The following is a 23,742-nucleotide window of genomic DNA, read 5'->3' on the forward strand; positions in this document are numbered from 1 at the left end:
AGGCCCCCTCAGTCGAGGAAGAGGTCGGCGGGGAGCCCGAAGCGCTGGGTTAGGGCCTTGATCTGGCGCACGTTCAGGCGTCGCTTGCCGTTGAGGATCTCCGAGATCACCGATTGGGTGCCGACGTCCGGCAGGCTCGACTGGTCGAGACCGTGCCACTGCATCAGGTGGCGGAGCATGTCGGCGCCCCTCACCTCAGGCATCGGGCGATGGGCATCGTCATATTCCTCGATGAGGTCACCCATGTGAGAGGCGAGGCTCGCCAGGGGGTGCTCCTCGTCGTCTCCGACCAGCTCCAGCAGCTCATCGAGCGCCGCGACCAGGGCGTCGTAGTCGTCTTCCGTTTCCGGAGCGCTGAGCAGGGGAGCCACGAAGCGCCAGTGGGCGGCCGCCTGTTGGACGATGCTGGTCATGTTCACTCCTTCCAGGTACCCCTGTCGTATTCGGTATGGTCGAGGATGTGCTGGATATAGATCTTCCTGAATCGATAATGCACCACGGCGATGAGACGAATCTTGTTGCCGCCGATATCGAAGACATGCTGCCGGCCGACCTTGTCGGTGGCGGGAAACAGCGCCTTCATCTCGGCAAAGCTGCCGGGCTCGCTCGACTTCATGAGCCGATACCAGGCATCCAGTGCAGAGGCGGCCTGGGGCCATTTCTGCTTGGCTTCCCAGATGCGCTTCTGGGTGATGACATGCATGGCGTCTGTTCTATCGCACTTTGCGATAGAGTATAGGTTCTACCTGCGGACACGGCAATGGCGCCAGGCAAGAGCGCCCCCGCCGGGTAACCGACGGGGGCGCTCGCGTGATGGGCCGCTGTGGAGCTTCAGCCGCTACCAGCCGCTGCCGCCCATCATGCCCATCATACCGATGGCGCCGAACAGCATGCCGCCCACGGCGATGGCCAGGTAGATCAGGATCAGGACGCCGAAGATGGTGAAGTAGGTCTTGAGCTTGCCGAGGGCGAACTTCATGTCCCGGGAGTCGCCGCTCTCGAAGACCCGGCCGGCGGCGCCCGCCGCCTGCATCAGCACCCAGCCCGCCCAGATCGGAATCCAGGCCACGATCAGGCCGACGATGGAGAGGGCGGTCAGCACCCCCGAGAGGATCAGCATCACGCCGGTGAGCTGCATCCAGAACTTGCCGCGGTAGAGCGGCTCGATCAGGTCGCGCAGCAGTTCCTGGGAGTTGTTGTCCATGTCACGTTCCTTGTCGTGGTTGATGAGCGAATCGATACCAAGGGGTAGCGATGAGCTGCGAGACACTCTAGCAGCCCGTCAGGGGCCTTGCCCCGTTTCGATGCATGGGCACCATTGCTTGTCATGCCGGGCCTTGAGGTCCACCCTCTGGGGGTTACCCCATCTTCACAAGGAGCCCCGCCATGAGCGACACCCCCAAGGACCCCCGCCGCCGCCACTCCGCCAAGGTGGTGGACGGCCCCGGCAAGGCGGCCAGCCGCGCCATGCTGCGCGCGGTGGGCTTTCGTGATGAGGACTTCGCCAAGCCCCAGGTGGGTATTGCCTCCACCTGGAGCATGGTCACGCCCTGCAACAGCCACATCAACGAGCTGGCCGAGCACGCCCGGGACGGCGCCGACGCCGCCGGCGGCAAGGGGGTGATCTTCAACACCATCACCATCTCCGACGGCATCGCCAACGGCACCGAGGGCATGAAGTACTCCCTGGTCTCCCGGGAGGTGATCGCCGACTCCATCGAGACGGTGGCCGGCTGCGAGGGCTTCGACGGCCTGGTGGCCATCGGCGGCTGCGACAAGAACATGCCGGGCTGCCTGATGGGGCTGGCGCGGCTGAATCGCCCCAGTGTCTTCGTCTACGGCGGCACCATCCTGCCCGGCAAGGGCCACACCGACATCGTTTCGGTGTTCGAGGCCATGGGCGCCCACAGCCGCGGCGATATCGACCTGATCGAGCTCAAGCAGATCGAGGAGACGGCGATCCCCGGCCCCGGCTCCTGCGGCGGCATGTACACCGCCAACACCATGGCCTCGGCCATCGAGGCGCTGGGCATGAGCCTGCCCGGCAGCTCGGCGCAGAACGCCGTCTCCAGCGACAAGCGCGCGGACTGCGAGGCGGCGGGCGCCGCGGTGCTCGCGCTGCTCGAACGTGACATCAAGCCCTCCGACATCATGACCCGGGAGGCCTTCGAGAACGCCATCACCGTGGTGATCGCACTCGGCGGCTCCACCAATGCGGTGCTGCACCTGATCGGCATGGCCCGCACCGTTGGGGTGGACCTCGCCCTCGAGGACTTCACCCGCATCGGGCGGCGCGTGCCGGTGGTGGCCGACCTGCGCCCCAGCGGCCACTACATGATGAGCGAGCTGGTCGCCATCGGCGGCATCCAGCCGCTGATGAAGACCCTGCTCGATGCCGGCCTGCTCCACGGCGACTGCCTGACGGTGACCGGCAGCACACTCGCCGAGAACCTGGCCAGTGTCGCCCCCTATCCCGACGATCAGAAGATCATCGCGGCGCTGGATGCGCCCCTCAAGGCGGAGAGCCACCTGCGCATCCTCTTCGGCAACCTGGCGCCGGAGGGGGCGGTAGCCAAGATCACCGGCAAGGAGGGCACCCGCTTCTCCGGCACCGCCCGGGTGTTCGGCTCCGAGGAGGAGGCCCAGGCGCGCATCAACGACGGCACCGTGGTGGCCGGGGACGTGGTGGTGATCCGCTATGAGGGCCCGAAGGGCGGGCCGGGCATGCGCGAGATGCTCACGCCCACCTCGGCGATCATGGGCCGCGGGCTCGGCAGCGAGGTGGCGCTGATCACCGACGGGCGCTTCTCCGGTGGTAGCCACGGCTTCGTGGTCGGCCACGTGACCCCAGAGGCCTTCGACGGCGGCCCGCTGGCGCTGGTGGAGGATGGCGATGTGATCACCATCGACGCCGAGGCCGATACCATCGAGGTCGACCTCTCCGACGAGGAGCTGATGCGCCGCCGCGCCGCCTGGCAGCAGCCGGCGCCGCGCTACACCCGCGGGGTGCTGGCCAAGTACGCGAGGACCGTCAGCTCCGCCAGCACCGGGGCGGTCACCGACGCCTTCGACTGAGCCCCCGCGGCTGACAGGAGCGCCAACGACAGCGCCCCCGCCGGTTTCCCGGCGGGGGCGCTCTGCCTTTCAGTGGTTTATCCAGGCTCGGTTGGTTCGGGCGCGGCGGGTTCAGGCCTTGCGGACCCTGACCGGCAGCCCCTGGCGCACGCTGGCGCCGCTGATGGGCTCGAGCCAGGTGCCGTCCACGTTGCGGGTCGGGTCCCGGAAGCCCAGGTCGTTGATGTTGATGCCGGCGCGCAGCCAGGGCATGTCCGGCTGGGACTCCCCGTCGATCACATGCGGCGTGGCGCCGAGATCCCGGTGGCCGTAGCCGTGCTCGATGCCGAGCGACCCCGGCATCACGCTCTCGCTGACCAGGGCCAGGCCCACCACGCTGCCGCCGGGGCTCTCGATGCGGATGGTATCGCCGTGGCTGATGCCGAAGCGCTCGGCGTCCTCACGATGCATCTGCACCGGGTTGTAGGGCTTGATCATGCGCAGCCGCTCGTTGCCGATGGCGTAGGAGTTCATCAGGTTGGACTTGAACGAGAAGGCGAGCAGCGGCCACTCCTCCTCGGTGAATACCTCGCGCATGGTCTGCTTGTTGGCCAGCAGCGGCAGCTTGTGGTTGGGTACGCCGCGGTTGGGCTCGCCGCTCATGGTGTCGATGCTGGTGCCCACCACCTCGTTGTAGACGCACAGGGTCCGGCGCCAGGCGTTGGTCAGCCGCTCGCCCCGGAAGTGGTCGCTGGCGTCCTGGAAGCGCCCGCCGCGGGCGTAGAGGTAGGCCACCCGGGCGCGCTCCTCGGCCTTGAGGGTGCGCTCGAGCCGCGGCAGCAGCGGGGCGATGCCGCCGTGGTCGATATCGCTCTCGTCGGCCTCGGGCAGCGGCTCGTCCATGAAGGCGATGTTGGCGGCGGCGCGCAGGTAGTAGTCCTCGGCGCGGTTGAGCGGGTGCAGCTTGCCGTCGGCATCCGGGATCGCCTCGTCGCCGAAGCCGGAAAGGCCCAGGCGCTTGGCCACGGCGATGAAGAAGCTGTCCTGGCACACCGGCTCGCCCTCGGCGGTCTTCTGCTGGCGCGGTTCCACCACCGGCCAGCAGGCGGTGGTCAGGCGGCCCAGCGCCCCCTTCCAGGCGCCGGTGAAGCCCCACACCTCGTACATCACCGAGTCGGGCACGATGTAGTCGGCGTAGCGGTTGGTCTCGTTGATGAAGCCGTCCACGGCCACGAAGAGCCCCAGGCGCTTCGGGTCCTTGAGCTTGTCGGCGATCATCGCCTCGAGCCCGGCCTGGCCGTAGATGGGGTTGGCCATGCAGCCGATGAGCGCCTTGATCGGGTAGGGGTAGCCGTCCAGCGCCGAGGGCAGGTGCTCGGTGAGGGTGGGCGGGGCGAAGGAGCGCCACGGTGCCCGGGCGGGGTAGGGGTTCTCGCCGGCCTCCACGCGGCGGCGGTACTCGGAGGACTTCTCGTAGGGGAAGCGCGAGCGGGAGAGGAAGACCCCCTGGGGGCCGCGCTTGCCGGGGAAGTCCACCAGGTCGTAGCGGGGGCCCTTGCTGAAGCCGTTGAACTGGCCGCCGCCCACGGCGCTGCCGCCCTTCATGTTGTAGTTGCCGGCCAGCAGGTTGAGCATCTGCACCGCGAAGGCGGCGTAGAAGCCGTTGCCGGACATCATGCCGCCGTGGCAGTTGACCACGGCGCGGCGGCCGTGGCTGGCGTAGCGTTCTGCCAGCTCGACGATGGTGGCCTCGGGGATGCCGCAGTGCTCGGCGTAGGTGGCCAGGTCGTACTCGTTGGCCGACTCCCGCAGCAGGGTCATGCTGCTTTTCACCCGCACGGCAGTTCCGTCGGCGAGCTCGACCTCGCGCTCCACGAAGAGCTCGGCGGCCATCGCCTCCTCGCCGTGAACGAGCTCGCCGTCGACCACCACCATGGGGGCGTCGGCGTCGCTGTCGGCCTCCGCCAGGCCCAGGTCGCTGGCGCGCAGGAAGTGGCCGCGGCGGGGGTGATCCTCGGTGTCGATCACCAGGTGGGTGGCGTTGGAGTGGGTGGCCTCGCCGGCGGCGTCCGCGGCGGCCTTGCCCGGCAGCTCCAGGAACGCCCTGGCGTAGCCCTCGTTGTCCAGCAGCCACTGGATGATGGCCATGGCGAAGGCGCTGTCGGTGCCAGGGCGGATGGGCACCCAGCGGTTGTGGTCGGCGGCGTGGGAGGTGGAGGCGTTCAGCGCCGGGTCCACCACCACGTACTCCAGGGTACCCTCGGCCCGGGCCTTGGCGATCAGCCGGCCCTGGCGCTTGAAGGGGTTGCCCGCCTGGCTCGGCGCGGTGCCGATGTACATGATGAAGCGGGCGTTCTGGATGTCCGGCTTGACGTGGGCGTTGGCGCCCAGGTCGTTCATCACCGCACCGGAGCCCATGCGGAAGGCCAGGCCGCAGTAGGAGCCGTGGTGGCCGTAGTTGCGGGTGGCGAAGGCGTTGAGGGTGAAGCGCTTGAGGAGCTCCGAGCGGCCGTAGTCGGTGGCCTCCATCACCATCAGCTGGTTGGCCTTCGGGCCGTACTCCGGGTTCTCCGGGTCGATCGGGGTGTCGTGGTCGTGGATGGCGCGCAGGCCGTCCACGTGGCCCTCGCCGAACAGGTCGCCGCCCTCGCAGACCTCCTCGATCAGCTGCTCGAAGGAGATCTTCTCCCAGCGGCGCTCGCCGCGCCCGCCCACCCGCTTGAGGCAGTGGTCGATGCGGAAGGGGCTCTCCAGCTGGCTCATCATGGCGTTGCCGCGGGCGCAGGCGGTGGAGCGGTTGACCTGGCCCTGGCCGCCGAAGGCGCTGACGTGGCGCAGCGCCTCGGCCACCGGGGTGCGCATGGGCAGGTGGTCGTCCGCGGAGAGCGGGTGGTAGGGGTTGCCGGAGACGCGCAGCACCCGGTCGCTCGCGTTGTCGACGCGCACCCGCACGCCGCACTGGGTGGTGCAGCCGTAGCAGATGGTGAAGGCGGTGCGCTGGTCCGGGTTGAGGGTGAGCTCGCCGGTGTCGAGGTCGACCCGGTACTCCGGCGCCAGGGAGTTGCCGTGGATGCGGTCCTTCGGCTTCTCGCCGGCGCTGCCGGTGACGCCCTTGGCCATCTTGGCCAGGGGGTCTGAGTAGCCGGCGACGAAGGTGGCGGCACCGCCGGCGGCGACGGCACCCTTCATGAAGCGGCGGCGTGAGGTATCGACGGGGGACTTAGCCATGGCGGGGCGCTCCTTCCATGTTGTGTGCAGCGCGTTGGGCGTCGGACTGTGCGGTGCTGTCGGATGACGCTGTGCTGTCCGAGAGCGAGACGTCGGCGGCGCTGCCGCCCTGGCGCGCCTGGCGCCACGGGATCAGCAGGTCGATCACCAGGACCGCGGCGAGCCACAGGCCGAAGGTGCCGACGATGCCGAGGATGCCGGAGGAGCCGGCGGGGATGCCGTAGTGGTGGAAGCCGGCGCTGTTGCGGGCCACGTGCTGCACGTCCATCAGCACCACCCAGCGGAACATCCAGCCCATGTGGATGGCCACCAGGCCCAGCACCCAGGCCCAGGCGAAGAGGGCCGGGCGGCGGGCGGCGGGGCGGGTGAGCAGGTAGAGCACGGCGCCGAACAGGGCCACCCCGGTCAGGCCGCCCCAGAGGGCGGTGCTGCGCCAGGAGGGGCTTGCGCGCACCGAGTCCAGCGCCGCGGCCACCGAGCCGACGTTGGCGTTGATGCCGTCCAGGAACCAGCTGCCGGCGACGAGGCCGGCCACCAGACAGGCGCCCAGCAGCACCCTGAGCATCTGGCCAATGGTGGCCCGGTCGCGCAGACCGCTGACCCGGTTCAAGACCAGCACGAGACCCGCCGCGGCGATAAAGCCGGTGGCGACCAGCATCGGCGGCAGCCAGACGGTGTTCCACAGCGGACGCGCCTTGACCACGGCCAGCTCCGCCCCGGTGTAGAGCATGATGCCGGTGGAGAGCGCCAGGGTGCCCAGGCCCACCAGCACCAGCGCCGCGCGCGGGGTGGGGGTGGAACCGAAGGAGAGCCCGCGTGCGGCAAGGCCAGCAAGGCCGGGGGCCTGGCGGTTGGCCTGCAGGGCAGGGCGCCAGGCCAACCAGCTGAGCACGAGCACGCCCACCACGTAGAGCGGCAGGAGCAGGCTGCCGATGGACATCCAGGAGCTCGAGGTGGGGTAGGCGTAGAAGTGCCAGAAGCGCAGCGGCTGATGCAGATCGGCCAGCAGCGCCACCGGCGCCACCAGGGTGGTGGTCAGGCAGGCCAGCAGCGCCAGGCGTGCGGTGGGCAGCCAGCGCTGCCGGCCGAACACCAGCGCCGGGGCCGCCAGCCACAGAGTGGCGTAGGAGAGGGCGATCAGGAAGAAGTACTGCACCGCCCAGGGGTACCAGGCGATGGTGTAGCGCGGGGCGAGCAGCTCAATGGCCATGGAATTCATAACCCATCTCCTTGCCGTGGGGGTCGAGGACTTCCAGGGCCACCGGCTCGGCGAGCGGGCGCGTAGTGAAGCGCTCGTCCATGCCGAGGTAGAAGACCTGGGGCAGGGTGTTCTTTTCGGGCTGCAGCACCATCAACTCGTCGCGGTGCTCTTTGATCATGCGGCTGATCTGGCTCTCGGGGTCGCGCATATCGCCGATGATCCGCGCGCCGCCCACGCAGCTCTCCACGCAGGCCGGCAGCAGGCCAGCCTCCAGGCGGTGGGCACAGAAGGTGCACTTGTCGGCGGTCTGGGTCCGGTCGTTGATGAAGCGGGCGTCATAGGGGCAGGCGTTGACGCAGTAGGCGCAGCCCACGCAGCGGTCGCTGTCCACCACCACGATGCCGTCTTGGCGCTGGAAGGTCGCCTGGACTGGGCAGACCGGCACGCAGGGCGGGTTCTCGCAGTGGTTGCACAGACGGGGCAGCATGAAGGTGGCTAGCTCGCCGCTCTCCTGGTGCGCCACCTCGTACTGGGAGACGGTGGTGCGGAACTTGCCCAGGGGGGCGGCGTTCTCGATATGGCACGACACGGTGCAGGCCTGGCAGCCGATGCACTGGCGCAGGTCGATGAGCATGCCGTAGCGCTTGGTAGGGTCGCCTTCTCGGCGCGGCGGCTGGCGGTTGATGCCGGCGCTGGCAACGCTCGAGAGCGGTATCAGGGCGGCACCCGCACTGAGGCGGGCCAGCTGGCCGAGAAGGGAGCGGCGAAGGTGGTCCATGGCGCCTCCGGTGGCCTGGGTGCCGCGGGGGATCGCCCCGCGACAGGAAGAAAGGGGTGACACCGGAAAGCCTACCTGCGACCAAGGTCGATTGGCTTGATATGCATCAAGAGATGATTAACAAGCTTTTAATCCTCGCTTAATGTTCACGCAAGCGTTTGGCAGATAAGGGAAAGTAGAGAGGAAGAAGTGGGAAAAAAGAGAGCGGTAGAGCGAAAGGGGAAGAAGAGAGAGGCAGAAAGCGCGGAAGCGTGTGTTCCGGGGGCCCATCAAGCATCACGCCCCGCCGGTGGCCCGGCAGGGCGTGATGTGGGATGGGGGTGCGGCGGCGTCAGTGGGCCGTCGGCTGAGGATCGATGGTGCGGTAGAGAATCTGCAGCTCCTCGACGGAGAGGTGCTCCAGCCGGCCGGAGAGCAGGTCGCTGACCTTCTGGGCCGGCAGCCCGGCGCGGCGGGCGATCTCTCGGCAGCCGAGGTCGGATACGGCGATCAGCCGAGTCACGATGCGCATGAGGCGTGTACGTTTTTCCAGGTCCCTGACGTCGAGGTCAGGGCTACTTCGCGGGGGGTCGAGAAGGTCCGCGCTTTGGGTGTGACGTGCAGTACTCATGGTGCTCCAGTAGGCGATTGCGACATGCACACTATGGAGGCTCTTTGGCGATTTTGCCAGTGTCGATTCGATGATGCTTTCGTGGCATGGTTCGACAGGGCCGGGAAGGTCCGGCGACCCAAACGGCGAGCGAGACGAGATGCACGATTTCATCATTGTCGGCGGCGGCATCCTGGGCATGTCCACCGCCATGCAGCTCAAGCAGGCCTACCCCGACCAGCGCATGCTGCTGCTGGAGAAGGAAGCCGCGCCGGCCATGCACCAGACCGGCCACAACAGCGGCGTGATCCACGCCGGGGTCTACTACACCCCGGGCAGCCTCAAGGCGCGCTTCTGCCTGGCCGGCAACCGGGCCACCGTCGAGTTCTGCGAGGCCCACGGCATTCCCTACGACACCTGCGGCAAGCTGCTGGTGGCCACCAACGACCTGGAGATGGAGCGCATGAAGGCGCTCTGGGAGCGCACCGCGGCCAACGGCCTCGAGCGTGAGTGGCTCTCCGCCGAGGCGTTGGCCGAGCGCGAGCCCAATATCACCGGGGTCGGCGGCATCTTCGTGCCCTCCAGCGGCATCGTCGACTACGCCGCGGTGACCCGCGCCATGGCCGCCGAGTTCGAGCGGATGGGCGGCGAGATCCGCTACGGCTGCGAGGTGACGGGCCTCGAGGAGCGAAGCCGCGAGGTGGTGGTAAGCAGCAGTGGAGGCGAGTTCACGGGGCACTATCTGGTGACCTGCTCGGGGCTGATGGCCGACCGGGTGATCCGCCTGCTGGGCCAGGACCCAGGCTTCACCATCTGCCCCTTCCGCGGCGAGTACTACCGGCTGCCGGCGAAGCACAATGCGATCGTCAACCACCTGATCTATCCGATCCCCGACCCCTCCATGCCCTTCCTGGGCGTGCACCTGACGCGGATGATCGACGGCAGCGTCACCGTGGGGCCCAACGCGGTGCTGGCGCTCAAGCGCGAGGGCTACCACAAGCGTGATATCTCGCTTCCCGACATGGCGCGGATGTTCACCAACCCCGGCATCCTCAAGGTGCTGGGCAAGAACCTGCGTCCGGGCCTGGTGGAGATGAAGAACTCCCTCTACAAGCGGGGCTACCTGGAGCTGGTGCGCAAGTACTGCCCGAGCCTGACCCTCGAGGACCTCGAGCCCTATCCGGCCGGGGTGCGCGCCCAGGCGGTCTCCCGGGACGGCAGGCTGGTGGACGACTTCCTGTTCGTGAACACCCGGCGCACCCTCAACGTGGGCAATGCCCCGTCGCCCGCGGCGACCTCGGCGATTCCCATCGGTGCCCATATCGTCGAGCAGGTGAAGTCGCTGGTGGAGGGCTGAGCGGGCGACCTTGGTGGAATTGCCGAAAGAATCCGGAAACGTAGAAATATGGCGGTTGGCCTCCCACGCAGGGGCCATGCTAGGTTTCGTGCAGGCGCGACGACCACTGCGCCGATAACAACCCCATAAGAGAATCGGGTTCCAGCCCGGAGGATTGCCATGAACGCCATGAAGTACGCCATCGCCGCTTCGCTGCTCGCCACGGCCCCGCTGGCCGCTGCCCAGCAGCTCTCCATCGCCACCGGCGGTACCGGCGGGGTCTACTACCCGCTGGGCGGCGGCCTGGCCGAGATGATCAACAATCATCTGGAGGGCGCCAGCGCCGTGGCCGAGGTCACCGGGGCCTCGGTGGAGAACATGGGCCTGGTGTGGCGCGGCGATTCCGATATCGCCTTCGCCCTGGCCGATACCGTCTATCAGGCCTATAACGGCACCGGTGACTTCGAGGGCCGCCAGCTCGACAACATCCGTGCCCTGGCCTCGGTCTATCCCAATGCCGTGCAGCTGGTCACCCTGGCCGACTCCGGCGTGGAGTCCCTCGAGGACCTGCGCGGCAAGCGGGTCTCGGTGGGCGCTCCGGGCAGCGGTACCGAGCTCAACGCCCGCGCCCTGCTGGAAGCCAACGGCATCACCTACGACGACTTCACCCCCCAGCGCCTGAACTTCAACGAGACCGCCGACGCCATCCGCGACGGCGACATCGACGCCGGCTTCTGGAGCGTGGGGCCGCCCACCAGCTCGATCCTCAACCTGGCCACCACCCGCGACATTCGCCTGATCGGCCTCTCCGACGAGGAGATCGCCAACGCCCGCGAGGTGGAGCCGGTCTTCGCCGCCTACGACCTGCGCGCCGGCATGTATGACGGCATGGACGAGGCGGTGCAGACCATTAGCATCCCCAACGTGCTGGCGGTGAGCAGCGAGATGGACGATGAGCTGGCCTACCAGATCACCAAGCTGCTCTTCGAGAACACTGACGAGCTGATCGCGGTGCACCCGGCGGCCAACGACACCACCGTGGAGTTCAGCATCGACTCCACCCCGGTGCCCTTCCATGATGGCGCGCTGCGCTACTATGAGGAGATCGGCGCCGAGGTCCAGGACCACCAGCGCCCGTAACGCGCCCCGAGCCGGGCACCCCGATGTCTTCTTCGATCCATGACGTCAGCCGCCGTGCCTTCGGGCCGGCGGCCTTTGCGCTCTGTCTGCTGCTCGCTCCGTCGGCCCATGCCGACGACGAGGGCTGGCTGGAGGTCACCGCCGACAACGGTCGGCGGATCGCCTCGCTGCCGATGCCCGAGGGCGAGGCCTGGTGCCTGGAGTGGAACCACTCCGTGGCCGGCTTTCCCGTGCAGGACTGCTATCGCCACCGCGATGGCCTGATGGTGCTGGAGCGCAGCCACCAGCCCGACTTCGCCGCCGGGCTCGGCCACGTGCCCGGCCGGGGGCGGCAGGTCTCCGACGGCGAGGGCGGCTACTGGATCGAGGAGATCGACGAGCCGGTGCCCGGCAACCGCTATCACCTCCGGGTCGGATCCCCGGAGGTCAATCATCGACTGCTGCACGAGGGCCGCCGGCTCAGCCTGAGCGATCAGGCCGCCGGCGAGCGGGTGACGATCCACCTGCGCACCTCGGCATCCACCTCCTGACGAGACGCCCATGAGCGAATCCGCCAAGCCCACTGTCACCGCGCCCGACGTCACCGTGCCCGGTGGCAACGCCATCCAGGCGCGTCCCATCCTCTGGCTGATCACCCTGGTGGCCGTGGGGCTCTCCCTGTTCCAGCTCTATTCGGCCGGCATCCAGCCGCTGGGACTCTTCTACCAGCGCAGCATCCACCTGATGCTGATCATGGTGCTGGCCTTCCTGATCTTTCCGGTCTTCGGCCCCCACCGCAAGCGCGGCGTGCTGGGCTGGACCATCGACTGCCTGTTCCTGGCCGGGGCCCTGCTGACCGGGGGCTACCTGGTGATCTACCTGGACGAGATCTTCCGCCGTGCCGGGTTCTGGAGCCAGACCGACATCATCGTCGGCTGCATCGCCACCCTGACCGTGCTGGAGGCCAGCCGCCGCGCGGTGGGCCTGGGCATGACCATCATCGGTGCCGTGGCCATCCTCTACGCCTTCGCCGGCCCGCGGGGCGAGCTGCCGTGGCTCGGGCAGTGGCTGCCCGGCATCCTGGAGCATCGCGGCTACAACATCGACCGTGTGGTGGGCCAGCTCTACCTGGGCCAGGAGGGCATCTTCGGCCTGCCGCTGGGCGTGGCGGCCACCTACATCTTCATCTTCGTGCTGTTCGGCGCCTTCCTCGAGATCACCGGCGCCGGCAAGTTCTTCATCGACCTGGCCTACGCCGCCACCGGACGCCAGCGCGGGGGGCCCGCCAAGGCGGCGGTCATCGCCTCCGCCGGCATGGGCTCCATCTCCGGCAGCGCCATCGCCAACGTGGTGACCACCGGCGCCTTCACCATCCCGCTGATGAAGCGCCTGGGTTATAAGCCCAAGCAGGCCGGGGGCATCGAGGCGGCGGCCTCCACCGGCGGGCAGATCATGCCGCCGCTGATGGGCGCCGGCGCTTTCCTGATCGCCGAGTACACCGGGGTCTCCTACCTGGAGGTGGTCAAGGTCAGCGTGCTGCCGGCGATCATGTATTTCGCCACCGTCTATCTCTTCGTACACATCATCGCCCTCAAGCAGGGCATGCAGGGCATGGCCAAGAGCGAGCTGCCCCAGGTGCGCGAGGTGATGAAGGAGGGCTGGCACTTCCTGCTGCCCCTGGGCGTGCTGGTGTGGCTGCTGGTGATGCACATGTCACCCATGCGGGTGGGCTTCTATGCGGTGGTCACCATGCTCGCCGTGGCGGTGCTGCGCTACGCGGTCTGGTTCCTGTTCGTGGCCCCGCGCCAGGGCCAGCAGGTGACCCTGGCGAACATGGCCTCGGCGGCCTGGGCCGGCTGGAAGAAGCTGGTGCAGGGCCTGGAGCTCGGCGCCCGCAACGCCGTGGCGGTCTCCATGGCCTGTGCGGTGGCCGGCATCATCGTCGGCATCGTGGGCCTCACCGGCCTGGGCCTGAAGTTCTCCGCCATGATGCTGGCCTTCTCCGGCGGCAATATCGTGCTGGCGCTGATCATGGTGCTGCTGGCCAGCCTGGTGCTGGGCATGGGCCTGCCGGTGACCGCCAGCTACATCGTGCTGATCGTGCTGGTGGGCCCGGCGCTGACCGCCGAGTTCGGCATCCCGCTGCTGATCGCCCACCTGGTGGTGTTCTGGTACTCCCAGGACTCCAACGTGACGCCTCCCATCGCCCTGGCCGGCTTCGCCGGGGCGGCCATTGCCGGCTCCAAGCCCATGGAAACCGGCTTCCAGGCCTGGAAGTTCGCCAAGGGGCTCTACCTGATCCCGATGTTCATGGTCTTCAACCCGGAGATCATCATGGGCGGCCCCTGGGCGGTGGTGGCCTGGAACGGGCTGATCGCGATCCTCGCCCTGGGGGCCTTCGCCGCGGCGCTGGAGGGGTATCTCTTCACGCGGATGTCGTGGCTGCCGCGCATCGCCATCGCCGGCGCCATCGTCGCGGTGTTCTGGCCGAACTTCCTGGTGGAGGCGATCGGGGTGGCGGTGATGATCGTGGCCATCGGCGGCAACTGGCTGGCCAGCCGGCGCGAGGCCGAGCTGTCCGGCTAGTCAAGGTGACGGGGGAGGGCCGCGCGGCTAGAATGTGCGGCTTTCCTTTCCGCACTCTTTTTCCGCACAGAGGCCGTTGCCGAGGAGCATCCATGCAGTCCGAACAGTCGCCGAAGGTCGGCGTGATCATGGGGTCGAAGTCCGACTGGCCGGTGATGGAACACGCCGTGGCGATGCTCGAACGCCTGGGTGTGCCCTTCGAGACCCGCGTCGTTTCCGCCCACCGCACGCCGGACCTGCTGTTCGACTACGCCAAGACCGCCGCCGAGCGGGGGCTTCAAGTGATCGTGGCCGGCGCCGGCGGCGCGGCCCACCTGCCGGGCATGGTGGCCTCCCAGACCGCGCTGCCGGTGCTCGGCGTGCCGGTGGAGTCCAAGGCGCTCAAGGGGCTCGATTCGCTGCTCTCCATCGTGCAGATGCCGGGCGGCATCGCCGTGGGCACGCTCGCCATCGGCAAGGCCGGCGCCACCAATGCCGGCCTGCTGGCGGCCCAGATCGTCGGCCTGCAGGATGCGGCGGTGCGTGGTGCGGTGGAGGCGTTCCGTGCCGAGCAGACGCAGACGGTGCTCGACAACCCCGATCCCCGTCCCGAGCCCTGATAGCCCAGCCCTGATAGAGAGACGAGTGAGGAGAAGGTCGTGGAAAAAGCCATGAACATCGGCGTCCTGGGTGCCGGCCAGCTCGGCCGCATGCTGGCCCTGGCCGGCTACCCGCTGGCCAACCGCTTCACCTTCCTCGATACCACCGGCCACCCCAGCGCCGGGATCGGGGAGGTCCTGATCCATACCGACCAGCACCATCTGCTCGACGATTTCCTGGCGAAGGTGGACCTCGTCACCTACGAGTTCGAGCACCTGCCGGTCTCCCTGGTCCAGGCCATCGAGGAGGTGAAGCCGGTCTATCCCTCCAGCGAGGCGATCCGCGTCTGCCAGAACCGCGCCGAGGAGAAGGCGCTGTTCGACCGCCTGGGCATTCCCACCCCCAGCTACCGCCTGGTGGCGCACGCCGACGAGCTCGAGGCCGCGGCCCGGGAGCTCGGCTGCCCGGTGGTGGCCAAGTCGGTCACCGAGGGCTACGACGGCAAGGGCCAGGCGGTGATCCGCGACCCCGCCGAGGCGGCGGAAGCCTGGCGCGCCATCGGCCATCCCAGGCTGATCGTCGAAGCCTTCGTGGAGTTCGTGCGCGAGGTGTCGATCATCGCCGTGCGCGGCCGCGACGGCCAGGTGGTCTTCTACCCCATGGCCGAGAATCAGCACGTGGACGGCATCCTGCGTTACTCCGTGGCGCCCATGCCGGACCTGGACGACAGCGTCCAGCAGACCGCCGACGGCTACATCCGCGCGCTGCTCGACGAGCTCGACTACGTGGGGGTGCTGACCCTGGAGCTCTTCCAGTGCGCCGACGGCAGCCTGCTGGCCAACGAGATGGCGCCGCGGGTGCACAACTCCGGCCACTGGACCATGGACGGCGCGGTGACCAGCCAGTTCGAGAACCACCTGCGTGCCATCCAGGGCCTGCCGCTTGGCGATACCGCGGCGCGCCTTCCCACCTGCATGGTCAACGTGGTTGGCCGCGAGGGCGACCCGGCGGCGATCCTCACCCTGCCAGATGCCCACCTGCACCGCTACGACAAGAGCGAGCGCCCCGGGCGCAAGCTGGCCCACGTCAACCTGGTGGCGCCGACCCACGAGGCGCTGATGGCGCGGGTGCGCGCCTGTGCGGCCCTCCTGCCAGAGGCCCCCGAGCCCCGCTTCAGCTTCGAGCAGGCCGACTGAGCGGCGCTCCCCATCGGCAACGCAAGCGGCCCCGCCAGATGGCGGGGCCGCTTGCGTATGGCGGAGGGGAACCCTCAGGCCCCGATGATGCCGCCGTCCTCCCGGGTAATGACCAGGGTCGCCGAGCGCGGGATGGCGCTGCCGCCATCCGGCCAGTGGCTCACCAGCTCGCCTGCGGCGAAGGCCTCGGCTTCGGTGGTGGCGCCGGGGTGCTGGACGTTGACGAACATGGTGCGCTGGTCCGGGGTGGTCACCACGCCGGTGATCTCCTGGCCCACGGGGCCGGTGAGGAAGCGGCGGATCTCGCCGGTCTCGGGGTTGGCGGCCAGCATCTGGTTGTTGCCGAACACCTCGAAGATACCGGTGTTCATCACCGACTCGCTGATGTCGGTCTGGATCCACACCCGGCGGTCGGCGTCGATCCAGAGGCCGTCAGGGCTGGCGAAGATCGCCTCCTGGCCCAGGGGCTCGCCGGCCAGGTCGCGGCTGTCGTCGCCGTCCCCGGCCAGCACGAAGAGGTCCCAGGCGAAGCGGGTGCCGGCGTGGCTGCCCTCTTCCTGCCAGCGGATGATATGCCCGAAGTGGTTCTCGGCGCGGGGGTTGGCGGCGTGCTCGTCGCCCGCCTCGCGGCGGGTGTTGTTGGTCAGGGTGAAGTAGACCTGGCCGGTGACCGGGTCCACCGCGCCCCACTCTGGGCGGTCCATCTTCGTGGCGCCGGCCTGGTCGGCGGCGGCGCGGGTGTTGACCAGGATATCGGCGAGATCGGCGAAGCCGTTCTCCGGGGTCAGGCCGTTCTCGCCGGGGGCCAGGGCCAGCCACTCGCCGCGGCCATCCTCGTGGAACCTGGCCACGTAGAGGGTGCCCTCGTCGAGCAGGGAGCCGTCGGCGGTGGCGGCGTGGAAGGGGCGGGAGGAGACGAACTTGTAGATGTACTCGAAGCGGGCGTCGTCACCGGAGTAGGCCACCACCGGCTGGCCCTCCACCGCCGGAGCGAAGATCACCCCCTCGTGGGCGAAGCGGCCCAGATGGGTGCGCTTGACCGGGGTGGCCTCCGGGTCCATGGGGTCGATCTCCACCATCCAGCCGAAGGCGTGGGGCTCGTTGCGGTAGTCCTCGGCGGGAGAGGCACCCCGGGCGCTGGCGTCGAAGCGCACGTACTCGTCGGCACCGCTCGCCGCCCGGTGCCACTGGTAGCGGCCGGTGTCGCGGGTCTGGATGCCGTAGCGGGCCTGACGGCGATCGATCTCGGCGTCTGCGTTGGCGAAGTAGCCGGCCCAGTTCTCCTCGGCGGCCAGGTAGGTGTTCCAGGGGGTGACGCCATGGGCGCAGTTGTTGAGGGTGCCGCGGGTCATGGTGCCGTCCGGGCTGTACCTGGTCACCACATGGTGGGTGCCGGCCACCGGGCCGGCCAGGCGCATCGGGGTCAGGCCGGTGATGCGGCGGTTGCGGGCGTCCTCCACCACCTGCCACTGGCCGCTGTCGTCCTCGCGGATGCGCACCACGCTGACGCCGTGGGCGTTGAGCTCCTTGAGCACCTGGTCGTCGTCGCGGCTGCCGTCGGCGTTCTGGGGGAAGCCGTTGCGATCCAGGGCGAGGCCCGCGGCGGCCGCGTGCAGGAAGCGCGGCTCCACGTACTCGTGGTTCATCACCAGCAGGCCGTCCCGGGAGCTGCCCTCCAGGGGGAAGAAGTGCATGCCATCGTGGTGGCTGCCCACCTGGTGGGCCTGGGCCTCGCCGCTGGCGCCAGGCGACCAGGCGGGCATGTCGCCGCTGATCGGGGTGCCCCAGGGCAGGATGGTGCTGACCCGGTAGCCTTCCGGGACCACCACGCTGTCGGCGGCGCTGACCGGAATGGCCTTGAAGCCGAGGCTCGGCGCCGGGGCGCTGGCGCCACCGGCGGCGAAGGCGCTGCCGAAGGGCAGGCTGGTGGCCATGGCGCCGGCCACGGCGGCGGCGAGGCTGCCGCGCAGCATGGCGCGGCGGCTGATGCGCGCCTCGAGGATATCGCCGAAGTAGCCGTTGGACGAGGGGTTGCTCATGGGCTCGTCGCCTGCGGCAAGAATGGCGTCGACGTGGCCGGGAAGTTGATGCTGGGTCATGGGGCTCTCTCAAGTGGGGCTTTCGTGGGAACTCTGAAGGGAGAGGGTGACCGCGACGGGTTACATCAGCATGTATGAATGAAGGCGGTTAGATGACAGCGCTGCGGGGGAGCCTGTTCCGGCGGACGGCAGCGGCCGGTGAGGCCGTCAACGACAGGGCCCCGCCGAAGCGGGGCCCTGCCAGTGACGGAGGAAATGACGGCGTCAGCCGCTGCTGCGCTGGCTCTTGAGGCCGAGCCCCCCCGCCGCGATGCCGATGATCACCATCACGACCACGACCCACAAGGGGCTATAGAAGGTGGTGTAGACCTCCCAGCCCAGCAGGCCGAGTATATCGGAGAACAGTGTCGGGGCGCCGACGAGGTGGCCACCCAGGGTACCGGCAGTGGCGAAGAGCAACCCGCCGATCAGTGCCAGGAGCACCAGCACCCAGCGGCGGGCGCCGTCGAAGGCGGCCTCGCCGGCCCGCCACACCAGCACGGTGAGCATGGTGAAGATGCCCAGCGACCAGAACGCCATCAGGATGTGATTGCGGGTCAGCGGGCTGTGGGTGCTGGCCTCCAGTGGCCAGACCAGAAACCCCGTGACGATAGCGGCCAGGGCGCCGAGCAGGCTGAGCACCAGCACCGGCAGCAGGGCGGCGCGGCTGAGCTCGGCCAGCCGACCGGGCAGCAGGGCGCCGACCAGGATCATCAGGGTAGCGAGTGCCCACAACCCCAGCGGGAAGTGGACGAGCATATGGTGCATGCCGGTCATCAGTGGTCTCCTTGGCGAGTGGAACGAAAGGCGGGCAGCAGTGCCAGGGTGACGCCGAACATGGTGATCAGGCCGGCGATCAGGGTCATCCACCACCGGGTAGTGATAGCATCGTTGAACTCCATCTCCACACCGTAGAGGGCAAGCTGGCGCTCGCTGTGGCGTGGCCTGACTGGCTTGCCTTCGGCGATATCGTCGGCGCCGGCGTGAGCACGACTGATCAGCAGTGGCCAGTCGACCTGCCCGGGATAGAAGAGCGTCATCTCGAACCAGTCGTTCGACCACTCCGGCGAGTCCCCATCGAAGGCCATGGCCTGGAAGTCGGCCTCGCGGCCCAGGCCCACGGTGTAGGGGTGCGAGACATAGTGCCAGCGGCTGCCGGTGGCGTTGCGGTAGACGCCGATGCCGATGTCGTAGACCCCCTGATCGCGGAAGGCCTTGTCATCCAGCGGGCTTCGGGTGTCCATGTCACGTACCAGGGTCACGTCCCAGTAGCCGTCCTCCCAGCGGGCAGGACCTTCGTTCACCATGATGTCGCCGCGGGAGCCGGCTGGCTCGCGCAGCAGGCGCCGCGGGATGACGTCACCATTCTGCCAGTCGTGGTCGGGGTCGAAATCAGTGCGATTGTCCTCGGAGAGGTAGTAGATGCTGTCGAAATCGACACCTCCGGAGGTCACGTCCTCCCAGCGCAGGGCGCGCTGGCCGGTCAGGTCGGGGTCGAGCATCCAGCGCGGCTGGTTGTTGTCGCCGTCCCAGTTGGTCGTGAAGGGACCGGTGCCGGCATCGCCGTGGCGATACTCGCCGACCCACTGGTCATCGGAGGCACCGATGGCATTGGAGCGCCCGGCACGCCAGTGCCAGAGATCCAGGAAGTAGCCGGCCTCGCGCTGGGCCTGCAGCACATCGGCATCCGCTACGCTGCGCCAGTCGTTCTGGTCGGAGCGGGTGGCAGGCAGGTACTTGCGGACATCGCTCTCGCCGAGGGTTTCCCCCAGGTGGGGATGGGCGCGCACGTCAGCCGGTGAGGCCGAGTTGCTGAAGAAGCGCATCTGATTGCCGACGGTGATGTAGCCGCCATAACGACCGAAATCAGGAACGCCGCCATCGTCCACCAGCATGGCCACTCGATCCTCGTAGGTGCCGTCGGGATCGGGCCCAGGAACCGAACTGCCGTGGCGTATCCACTCGCCGTCCTCGTAGCGCAGCATGTCGTGATAGACATGGGGTTGTGAGGCGGGCCAGCGATAGCGGAAGAAGATCTGATCACCGTTGTAGGCGGCCTGCACCTGCAGCGGCATGGTCAGCTCGTCGGGAATCCAGATGTTGCGCTCGAGGTCGTTCTCGATGACCCCGGTGCCCTGGGTGATCCAGGCCAGCCCGAGTGCCACCGGCAGTCCGAGGACCAGCCAGGGGGTGGTGCCCCTAACTTGATGTGCCTTGTCTTGACGTGCCATGCAAACTCCTTAATCGGCGGGCAACGTGATGCAGGGCTTTCATGATAGTAGAATCTTCCTGCTACTGCCTGACGCAGATCAAAGAAGGCTCATTAACTTGTCTAGATACTTGAAGGCAGAGCCCTCAGCAGTCGACACTATGTCGACAATCGGCAGGTTGATTTCTGACATGTCGACTTCTGACATCGGAGACCCATCAATGGAGCGGCAACTTGCGTTGGCAGTGCTGCGGGCGACCCGCCCGGGGTTTTTGGTGCTGGCGCCGCTGTGCGTGCTGCTGGGCATTGTCCTGGCGGGTCGGCAACCGATCGCCATCGCCCCGCTGGAGGTGGCGCTGGTGCTGCTTGGCGGCTTATTGGCCCATGTCGCGGTCAACCTGCTCAACGAGTATGACGATTTCCGTTCGGGGCTGGATCACCTGACTCGCCGCACTCCCTTCTCTGGTGGCAGTGGGGCCCTCCCAGAGGTTCCCGGTGCAGCGTCGGCGGTGCTGGTCGCTGGGATCACGGCGCTGGCGGGGGTGGTGGCCATCGGTGCGCTCTTCCTGTGGTGGCGGGGCTGGCCGGTGCTCGCTGTGGGGCTGACGGGGCTGGTGCTGATCGTTTGCTACACCCGCTGGATTACCCGTTCGCCCTGGCTTTGCCTGCTGGCGCCGGGGCTGGGCTTCGGGCCTGTGGTGGTCCTGGGCAGCTTGATCGCGCTGGGCGGCTGGCCAGACGCTACGGCATTCATTGTGGCGGCGGTGGTGGGGCTGCTGGTCAGCGAGCTGCTGCTGCTCAATCAGTTTCCCGACTGTGAGGCGGATCGACGCGTCGGCCGCCGTCATCTGCCGATTCTGCTCGGCCCACGGCGTGCCGCGCGTCTGGTGGCGGGGTTGTTGTTGGGCAGCCAGGCGCTGGTCGGCCTGGGCGTGCTGCTTGGTGAGCTTCCCGTGGCGGCCGGATTGGCCTGTCTGGCGCTCCCCGGGGCGCTGTGGGTGGCCTGGCGCCTCCCTGGGGTGCTGGAGGCGCCTGACCGTCTGGAAGCGCTGATGGGCGTTAACGTGGTGGTGCTGCTGGCCACCCTGGCGCTGCTGGCGCTGGGTCTCTGGGCCGGATGATGCCACGCTGGACCTTCAGGGCCACGCCGCTTGGCCCACTATCAGCAACAGCGCGGCGATGGCCGTGAAGTGGGCCGGGTACCAGGCGAGCCACAGGCGGCGCGGCATCGGCCAGGGGATTCGGGGGATGGCGGCATGGGCCCCAGCGGCTAGCAGCAGCACGCCCAGGCAGGTGGCGACGGTGAACGATTTGGCCATGGCTGAGCTATTCATCAGGCCCGCCACCGCCAGCAGTGGTAGGGTGCCGGCCACTGGCACCAGGCGTTCCCGCCGCGTCTCGCCGGTCTGGGCGAGGCCGGCGATCGCCAGCGTGAAGGCGGGCACCAGCAGCAGCCCCGCGTGGCCATACTCCACCCAATTCCCCGCTAGGAACCAAGCCGACAGCATCAGTAGCGGCTCGCCGACCCGTTGCCACCGGGGCAGGCTGCCGGCGCTCCAGCGGATGTTCCATCGTTGGTACCAGGCCACCGCAGCCAGCCCCAGCGCCAGGGTGAAGCAGACGTTGAGCAGCAGGGCATCCGAGGCGCGGGGCATCAGCATGAAGGGCAACTGGGCGACCAGGCCGATCACCAGGATGCGCCGGGCATAGCGCAGCGGGTTACGGGTATTGAACAGGCCGTGCCAGGCCACCATGCCGGCGAACAGCGGGAAGGCGATGCGGCCCAGCGAGGCGCCGATCCACTCGAGCCCCCAGGCGTCGGGGGCGAGGTAGCGCACTCCGTGGTCGAGGGTCATGGTGATCAGGGCCAGCCACTGCCCCCAGCCTGTCCAGGTCGAGACGGGGCGGGCGGGGGTGTTGGCCAGGGTCGCATCCGTCATCGGGCCCTCCTTGGTGTGGCGACGGTAGAGCGTGGCAGTCGCGACGACAGACCGTGGCGGCAGTGGCAAGTTCCCGACGAGAGGGCTTGCCCCGCGAGGGCGCGACGCCTTGGCCTGATTTGACGCAGGGGATTGCAGGCCAGGCCTGCTGGCCTGCGAGAGTGATTGGGCCGTTGGCTATCAGCGAAAGGCGCCGATTGGCCAACGCCCCTCTACTCACCGAAGTACTTGGCGTAGATCTCGTCGTAGGTGCCGTCCTCCTTCAGGGTGGCCAGGGCCTCGTTGAAGCGCTCGGCAAGCGCGGTGTCGCGCTGGCGGAAGGCGATGCCGAAGCCTTCACCGAAGTACTCCTCGGGCTCGGTGACCATCTCGCCCACCACCCGGAAGTCGGCATCCTCGTTGTCGAGCAGGGTGGCCTGGCCGACCACGTACTCCAGGAAGACGATGTCCAGGCGCTGGGCCTGCAGGTCCAGCACCATGTCGTCGGCGGTGGAATAGCGGTTGATCGTCGCGATGTGCCCGTAAGTGTCGGTGGCGTAGTTGTCGTAGGTGGTGCCGCGTTGCACGCCGATGCTCTTGCCGGCCAGTGTCTCTTCGTTGATCGCTTCGATCTCGCTGCCGGCCGGGGCGAACCAGGCGCCGGGGATGGTGATGTAGGAGTCGGAGAAGAGCACGGTCTGGCGGCGCTCCTCGTTGATCGACATGGAGGACATGATGGCGTCGTAGTTGCGTGCCAGCAGGCCCGGGATGATGCCGTCCCACTCCTGCTCGATCCATTCGCAGGTCACGCCGATCTCGGCGCAGAGGGCGTTGCCCAGGTCGATGTCGAAGCCGGTCAGCTCGCCGTCGGCGCCGCGGTACTCCATGGGCTCGTAGGGCACGTCGACGCCGATGCGCACGTGGTCGTAGTCGCGGGCCAGGGCAGTACCGGCGGCCATGGCCACGCCGAGGATCGAGACGGTCAGCAGTTTCTTCATGGAGGAGCTCCTGATGGTGAGAGATGGCACCCTGCGGGTGCCTACCGGGCAGACTCTAGCCCAGCCGCCGCGGGCTCGAAAGCCCTACGTGATGGAATTTCCAACGGGCGTTTGACGCTGGCGCCGCGGCCGCTGCGATGCCTCAGCTCTGTGGCATGAGGTGGGCCAGCAGCCGCTTCTCCAGCCAGCGGAAGAAGTAGAGGATGGCGAAGGTCAGGCAGAGATAGATCGCCGCCACGAACAGGAAGGCCTCGAAGGGGGCGTAGAAGCGTGCGTAGACGAAGCGCGCCGCGCCGGTGAGGTCCATCAGGGTGACCACGCTGGCGATGGCGCTGGCGTGGAGCATGAAGATCACCTCGTTGCCGTAGGCGGGCAGGGCACGGCGGAAGGCGCTGGGCAGGATGATACGCCGCATCATCAGGGCGTCCGACATGCCGTAGGCCCGCGCCGCCTCGATCTCGCCGCGGGCGGTCGCCTTGATGGCGCCCCGGAAGATCTCGGTGGAATAGGCCGCGGTATTGAGGGTGAAGGCGATCAGCGCGGGGTAGAAGGCTTCGCGCAGCAGCGGCCACAGGAAGGTCTCCTGGATGCCGTCGAAGAACACCACCCCGTAATAGATGATGTAGAGCTGGATCAGCAGCGGCGTGCCGCGAAACACGTAGGTGTAGGCGTAGATCGGCAGGCTGATCCAGCGGCGGCTCGAGCTTCTGCCGATGGCCAGGGGCACCGCCAGCACCAGGCCGATCACCAGCGACAGGAACACCAGCTGGGTGGTGGTCACCAGGCCGTCCCAGTAGTAGCCGAGGGTCTGCGGCGTGAAGATGACGTTGCCGGCCAGCAGGTCGTGGAACCAGGTCGTGAGGGCATCCATC

Annotated in this window: 21 protein-coding genes; 8 read left to right on the plus strand and 13 right to left on the minus strand. The window is 68.2% G+C overall.

Features of this window, described 5'->3' with window-relative positions; all coding sequences use genetic code 11:
- Positions 1-8: 8 nt before the first annotated feature.
- The 3 genes from DER72_RS08395 to DER72_RS08405 all read right to left on the minus strand — a co-directional run bounded on the left by DER72_RS08395 (position 9) and on the right by DER72_RS08405 (position 1,204).
- Positions 9-413, minus strand: a complete 405-nt coding sequence (locus DER72_RS08395; protein WP_110069550.1) for a type II toxin-antitoxin system HigA family antitoxin — start codon at positions 411-413, stop codon at positions 9-11.
- A 2-nt stretch (positions 414-415) separates the two neighbouring features.
- Positions 416-703, minus strand: coding sequence for a type II toxin-antitoxin system HigB family toxin (locus tag DER72_RS08400; protein ID WP_110069551.1), 288 nt, complete (start codon positions 701-703; stop codon positions 416-418).
- A gap of 135 nt (positions 704-838) precedes the next feature.
- On the minus strand, positions 839-1,204 hold the full coding sequence (locus DER72_RS08405; RefSeq protein ID WP_110069552.1) for a DUF5362 family protein: 366 nt from the start codon (positions 1,202-1,204) through the stop codon (positions 839-841).
- Positions 1,205-1,386: 182 nt separating this feature from the next.
- Between DER72_RS08405 and ilvD the strand changes: the two genes are divergently transcribed.
- Positions 1,387-3,075 carry a dihydroxy-acid dehydratase gene (gene ilvD, locus DER72_RS08410; protein WP_110069553.1) on the plus strand — a complete coding sequence of 563 codons (1,689 nt, stop codon included), beginning with the start codon at positions 1,387-1,389 and terminating at the stop codon, positions 3,073-3,075.
- 111 nt (positions 3,076-3,186) lie between these two features.
- On the opposite strand, the gene DER72_RS08415 is transcribed toward ilvD, so the two are convergent.
- From DER72_RS08415 to DER72_RS16590, 4 genes are all read right to left on the minus strand, one after another.
- Complete coding sequence (locus DER72_RS08415) at positions 3,187-6,282, minus strand: molybdopterin dinucleotide binding domain-containing protein (RefSeq protein WP_110069554.1); 3,096 nt, start codon at positions 6,280-6,282, stop codon at positions 3,187-3,189.
- On the minus strand, positions 6,275-7,501 hold the full coding sequence (nrfD, locus tag DER72_RS08420; protein WP_110069555.1) for an NrfD/PsrC family molybdoenzyme membrane anchor subunit: 1,227 nt from the start codon (positions 7,499-7,501) through the stop codon (positions 6,275-6,277). The genes DER72_RS08415 and nrfD overlap by 8 nt, the downstream gene beginning before the upstream one ends.
- Positions 7,482-8,261 carry a sulfate reduction electron transfer complex DsrMKJOP subunit DsrO gene (gene dsrO / locus DER72_RS08425; protein WP_110069556.1) on the minus strand — a complete coding sequence of 260 codons (780 nt, stop codon included), beginning with the start codon at positions 8,259-8,261 and terminating at the stop codon, positions 7,482-7,484. Before dsrO ends, nrfD begins: the two co-directional genes overlap by 20 nt.
- Positions 8,262-8,592: 331 nt before the next feature.
- A complete protein-coding gene (locus DER72_RS16590) occupies positions 8,593-9,063 on the minus strand; it encodes an XRE family transcriptional regulator (RefSeq protein ID WP_309064162.1) in 471 nt (156 codons plus the stop codon).
- Between DER72_RS16590 and lhgO the strand changes: the two genes are divergently transcribed.
- The 6 genes from lhgO (at position 9,011) to DER72_RS08460 (ending at position 15,666) form a co-directional block, all read left to right on the plus strand.
- A complete protein-coding gene (lhgO, locus tag DER72_RS08435) occupies positions 9,011-10,207 on the plus strand; it encodes an L-2-hydroxyglutarate oxidase (RefSeq protein ID WP_110069557.1) in 1,197 nt (398 codons plus the stop codon). The genes DER72_RS16590 and lhgO overlap by 53 nt on opposite strands.
- 159 nt (positions 10,208-10,366) lie before the next feature.
- On the plus strand, positions 10,367-11,326 hold the full coding sequence (locus DER72_RS08440) for a TAXI family TRAP transporter solute-binding subunit (protein WP_110069558.1): 960 nt from the start codon (positions 10,367-10,369) through the stop codon (positions 11,324-11,326).
- Positions 11,327-11,349: 23 nt separating this feature from the next.
- Positions 11,350-11,856, plus strand: a complete 507-nt coding sequence (locus DER72_RS08445; protein WP_181395630.1) for a DUF1850 domain-containing protein — start codon at positions 11,350-11,352, stop codon at positions 11,854-11,856.
- A gap of 10 nt (positions 11,857-11,866) precedes the next feature.
- Positions 11,867-13,891: a TRAP transporter permease gene (locus DER72_RS08450; RefSeq protein WP_110069559.1), complete on the plus strand. Its 2,025-nt coding sequence runs from the start codon at positions 11,867-11,869 to the stop codon at positions 13,889-13,891.
- A gap of 92 nt (positions 13,892-13,983) precedes the next feature.
- Positions 13,984-14,490, plus strand: a complete 507-nt coding sequence (gene purE / locus DER72_RS08455; protein ID WP_110069560.1) for a 5-(carboxyamino)imidazole ribonucleotide mutase — start codon at positions 13,984-13,986, stop codon at positions 14,488-14,490.
- Between the two features lie 51 nt (positions 14,491-14,541).
- Positions 14,542-15,666 (plus strand): 5-(carboxyamino)imidazole ribonucleotide synthase, encoded by a 1,125-nt coding sequence (locus DER72_RS08460; RefSeq protein ID WP_110069561.1) that lies wholly within the window; start codon positions 14,542-14,544, stop codon positions 15,664-15,666.
- A 74-nt stretch (positions 15,667-15,740) separates the two neighbouring features.
- Here DER72_RS08460 and DER72_RS08465 read toward each other — a convergent pair whose 3' ends face one another.
- From DER72_RS08465 to DER72_RS08475, 3 genes are all read right to left on the minus strand, one after another.
- Positions 15,741-17,765 (minus strand): PhoX family phosphatase, encoded by a 2,025-nt coding sequence (locus DER72_RS08465; RefSeq protein ID WP_110069562.1) that lies wholly within the window; start codon positions 17,763-17,765, stop codon positions 15,741-15,743.
- Positions 17,766-17,969: 204 nt separating this feature from the next.
- Positions 17,970-18,521: a DUF2231 domain-containing protein gene (locus DER72_RS08470; RefSeq protein WP_110069563.1), complete on the minus strand. Its 552-nt coding sequence runs from the start codon at positions 18,519-18,521 to the stop codon at positions 17,970-17,972.
- Complete coding sequence (locus DER72_RS08475) at positions 18,521-19,975, minus strand: ethylbenzene dehydrogenase-related protein (protein ID WP_110069564.1); 1,455 nt, start codon at positions 19,973-19,975, stop codon at positions 18,521-18,523. The genes DER72_RS08470 and DER72_RS08475 overlap by 1 nt, the downstream gene beginning before the upstream one ends.
- A gap of 199 nt (positions 19,976-20,174) precedes the next feature.
- Here DER72_RS08475 and DER72_RS08480 point away from each other — a divergent pair, with 199 nt between their 5' ends.
- Positions 20,175-21,074, plus strand: coding sequence for a prenyltransferase (locus DER72_RS08480; protein WP_110069565.1), 900 nt, complete (start codon positions 20,175-20,177; stop codon positions 21,072-21,074).
- A gap of 15 nt (positions 21,075-21,089) precedes the next feature.
- On the opposite strand, the gene DER72_RS08485 is transcribed toward DER72_RS08480, so the two are convergent.
- The 3 genes from DER72_RS08485 to DER72_RS08495 form a co-directional block, all read right to left on the minus strand.
- On the minus strand, positions 21,090-21,893 hold the full coding sequence (locus DER72_RS08485; protein ID WP_110069566.1) for a TraX family protein: 804 nt from the start codon (positions 21,891-21,893) through the stop codon (positions 21,090-21,092).
- A 212-nt stretch (positions 21,894-22,105) separates the two neighbouring features.
- The gene (locus tag DER72_RS08490) at positions 22,106-22,870 is read right to left on the minus strand and encodes a transporter substrate-binding domain-containing protein (protein WP_110069567.1); all 765 of its coding nucleotides are present in this window, start codon (positions 22,868-22,870) and stop codon (positions 22,106-22,108) included.
- A 142-nt stretch (positions 22,871-23,012) separates the two neighbouring features.
- Positions 23,013-23,741, minus strand: a complete 729-nt coding sequence (locus DER72_RS08495) for an ABC transporter permease (protein WP_110069568.1) — start codon at positions 23,739-23,741, stop codon at positions 23,013-23,015.
- Position 23,742 lies beyond the last annotated feature (1 nt).

Origin of the sequence: Halomonas sp. A11-A, from assembly GCF_003182195.1 — a bacterium.
Lineage (GTDB): Bacteria > Pseudomonadota > Gammaproteobacteria > Pseudomonadales > Halomonadaceae > Halomonas > Halomonas alkalicola.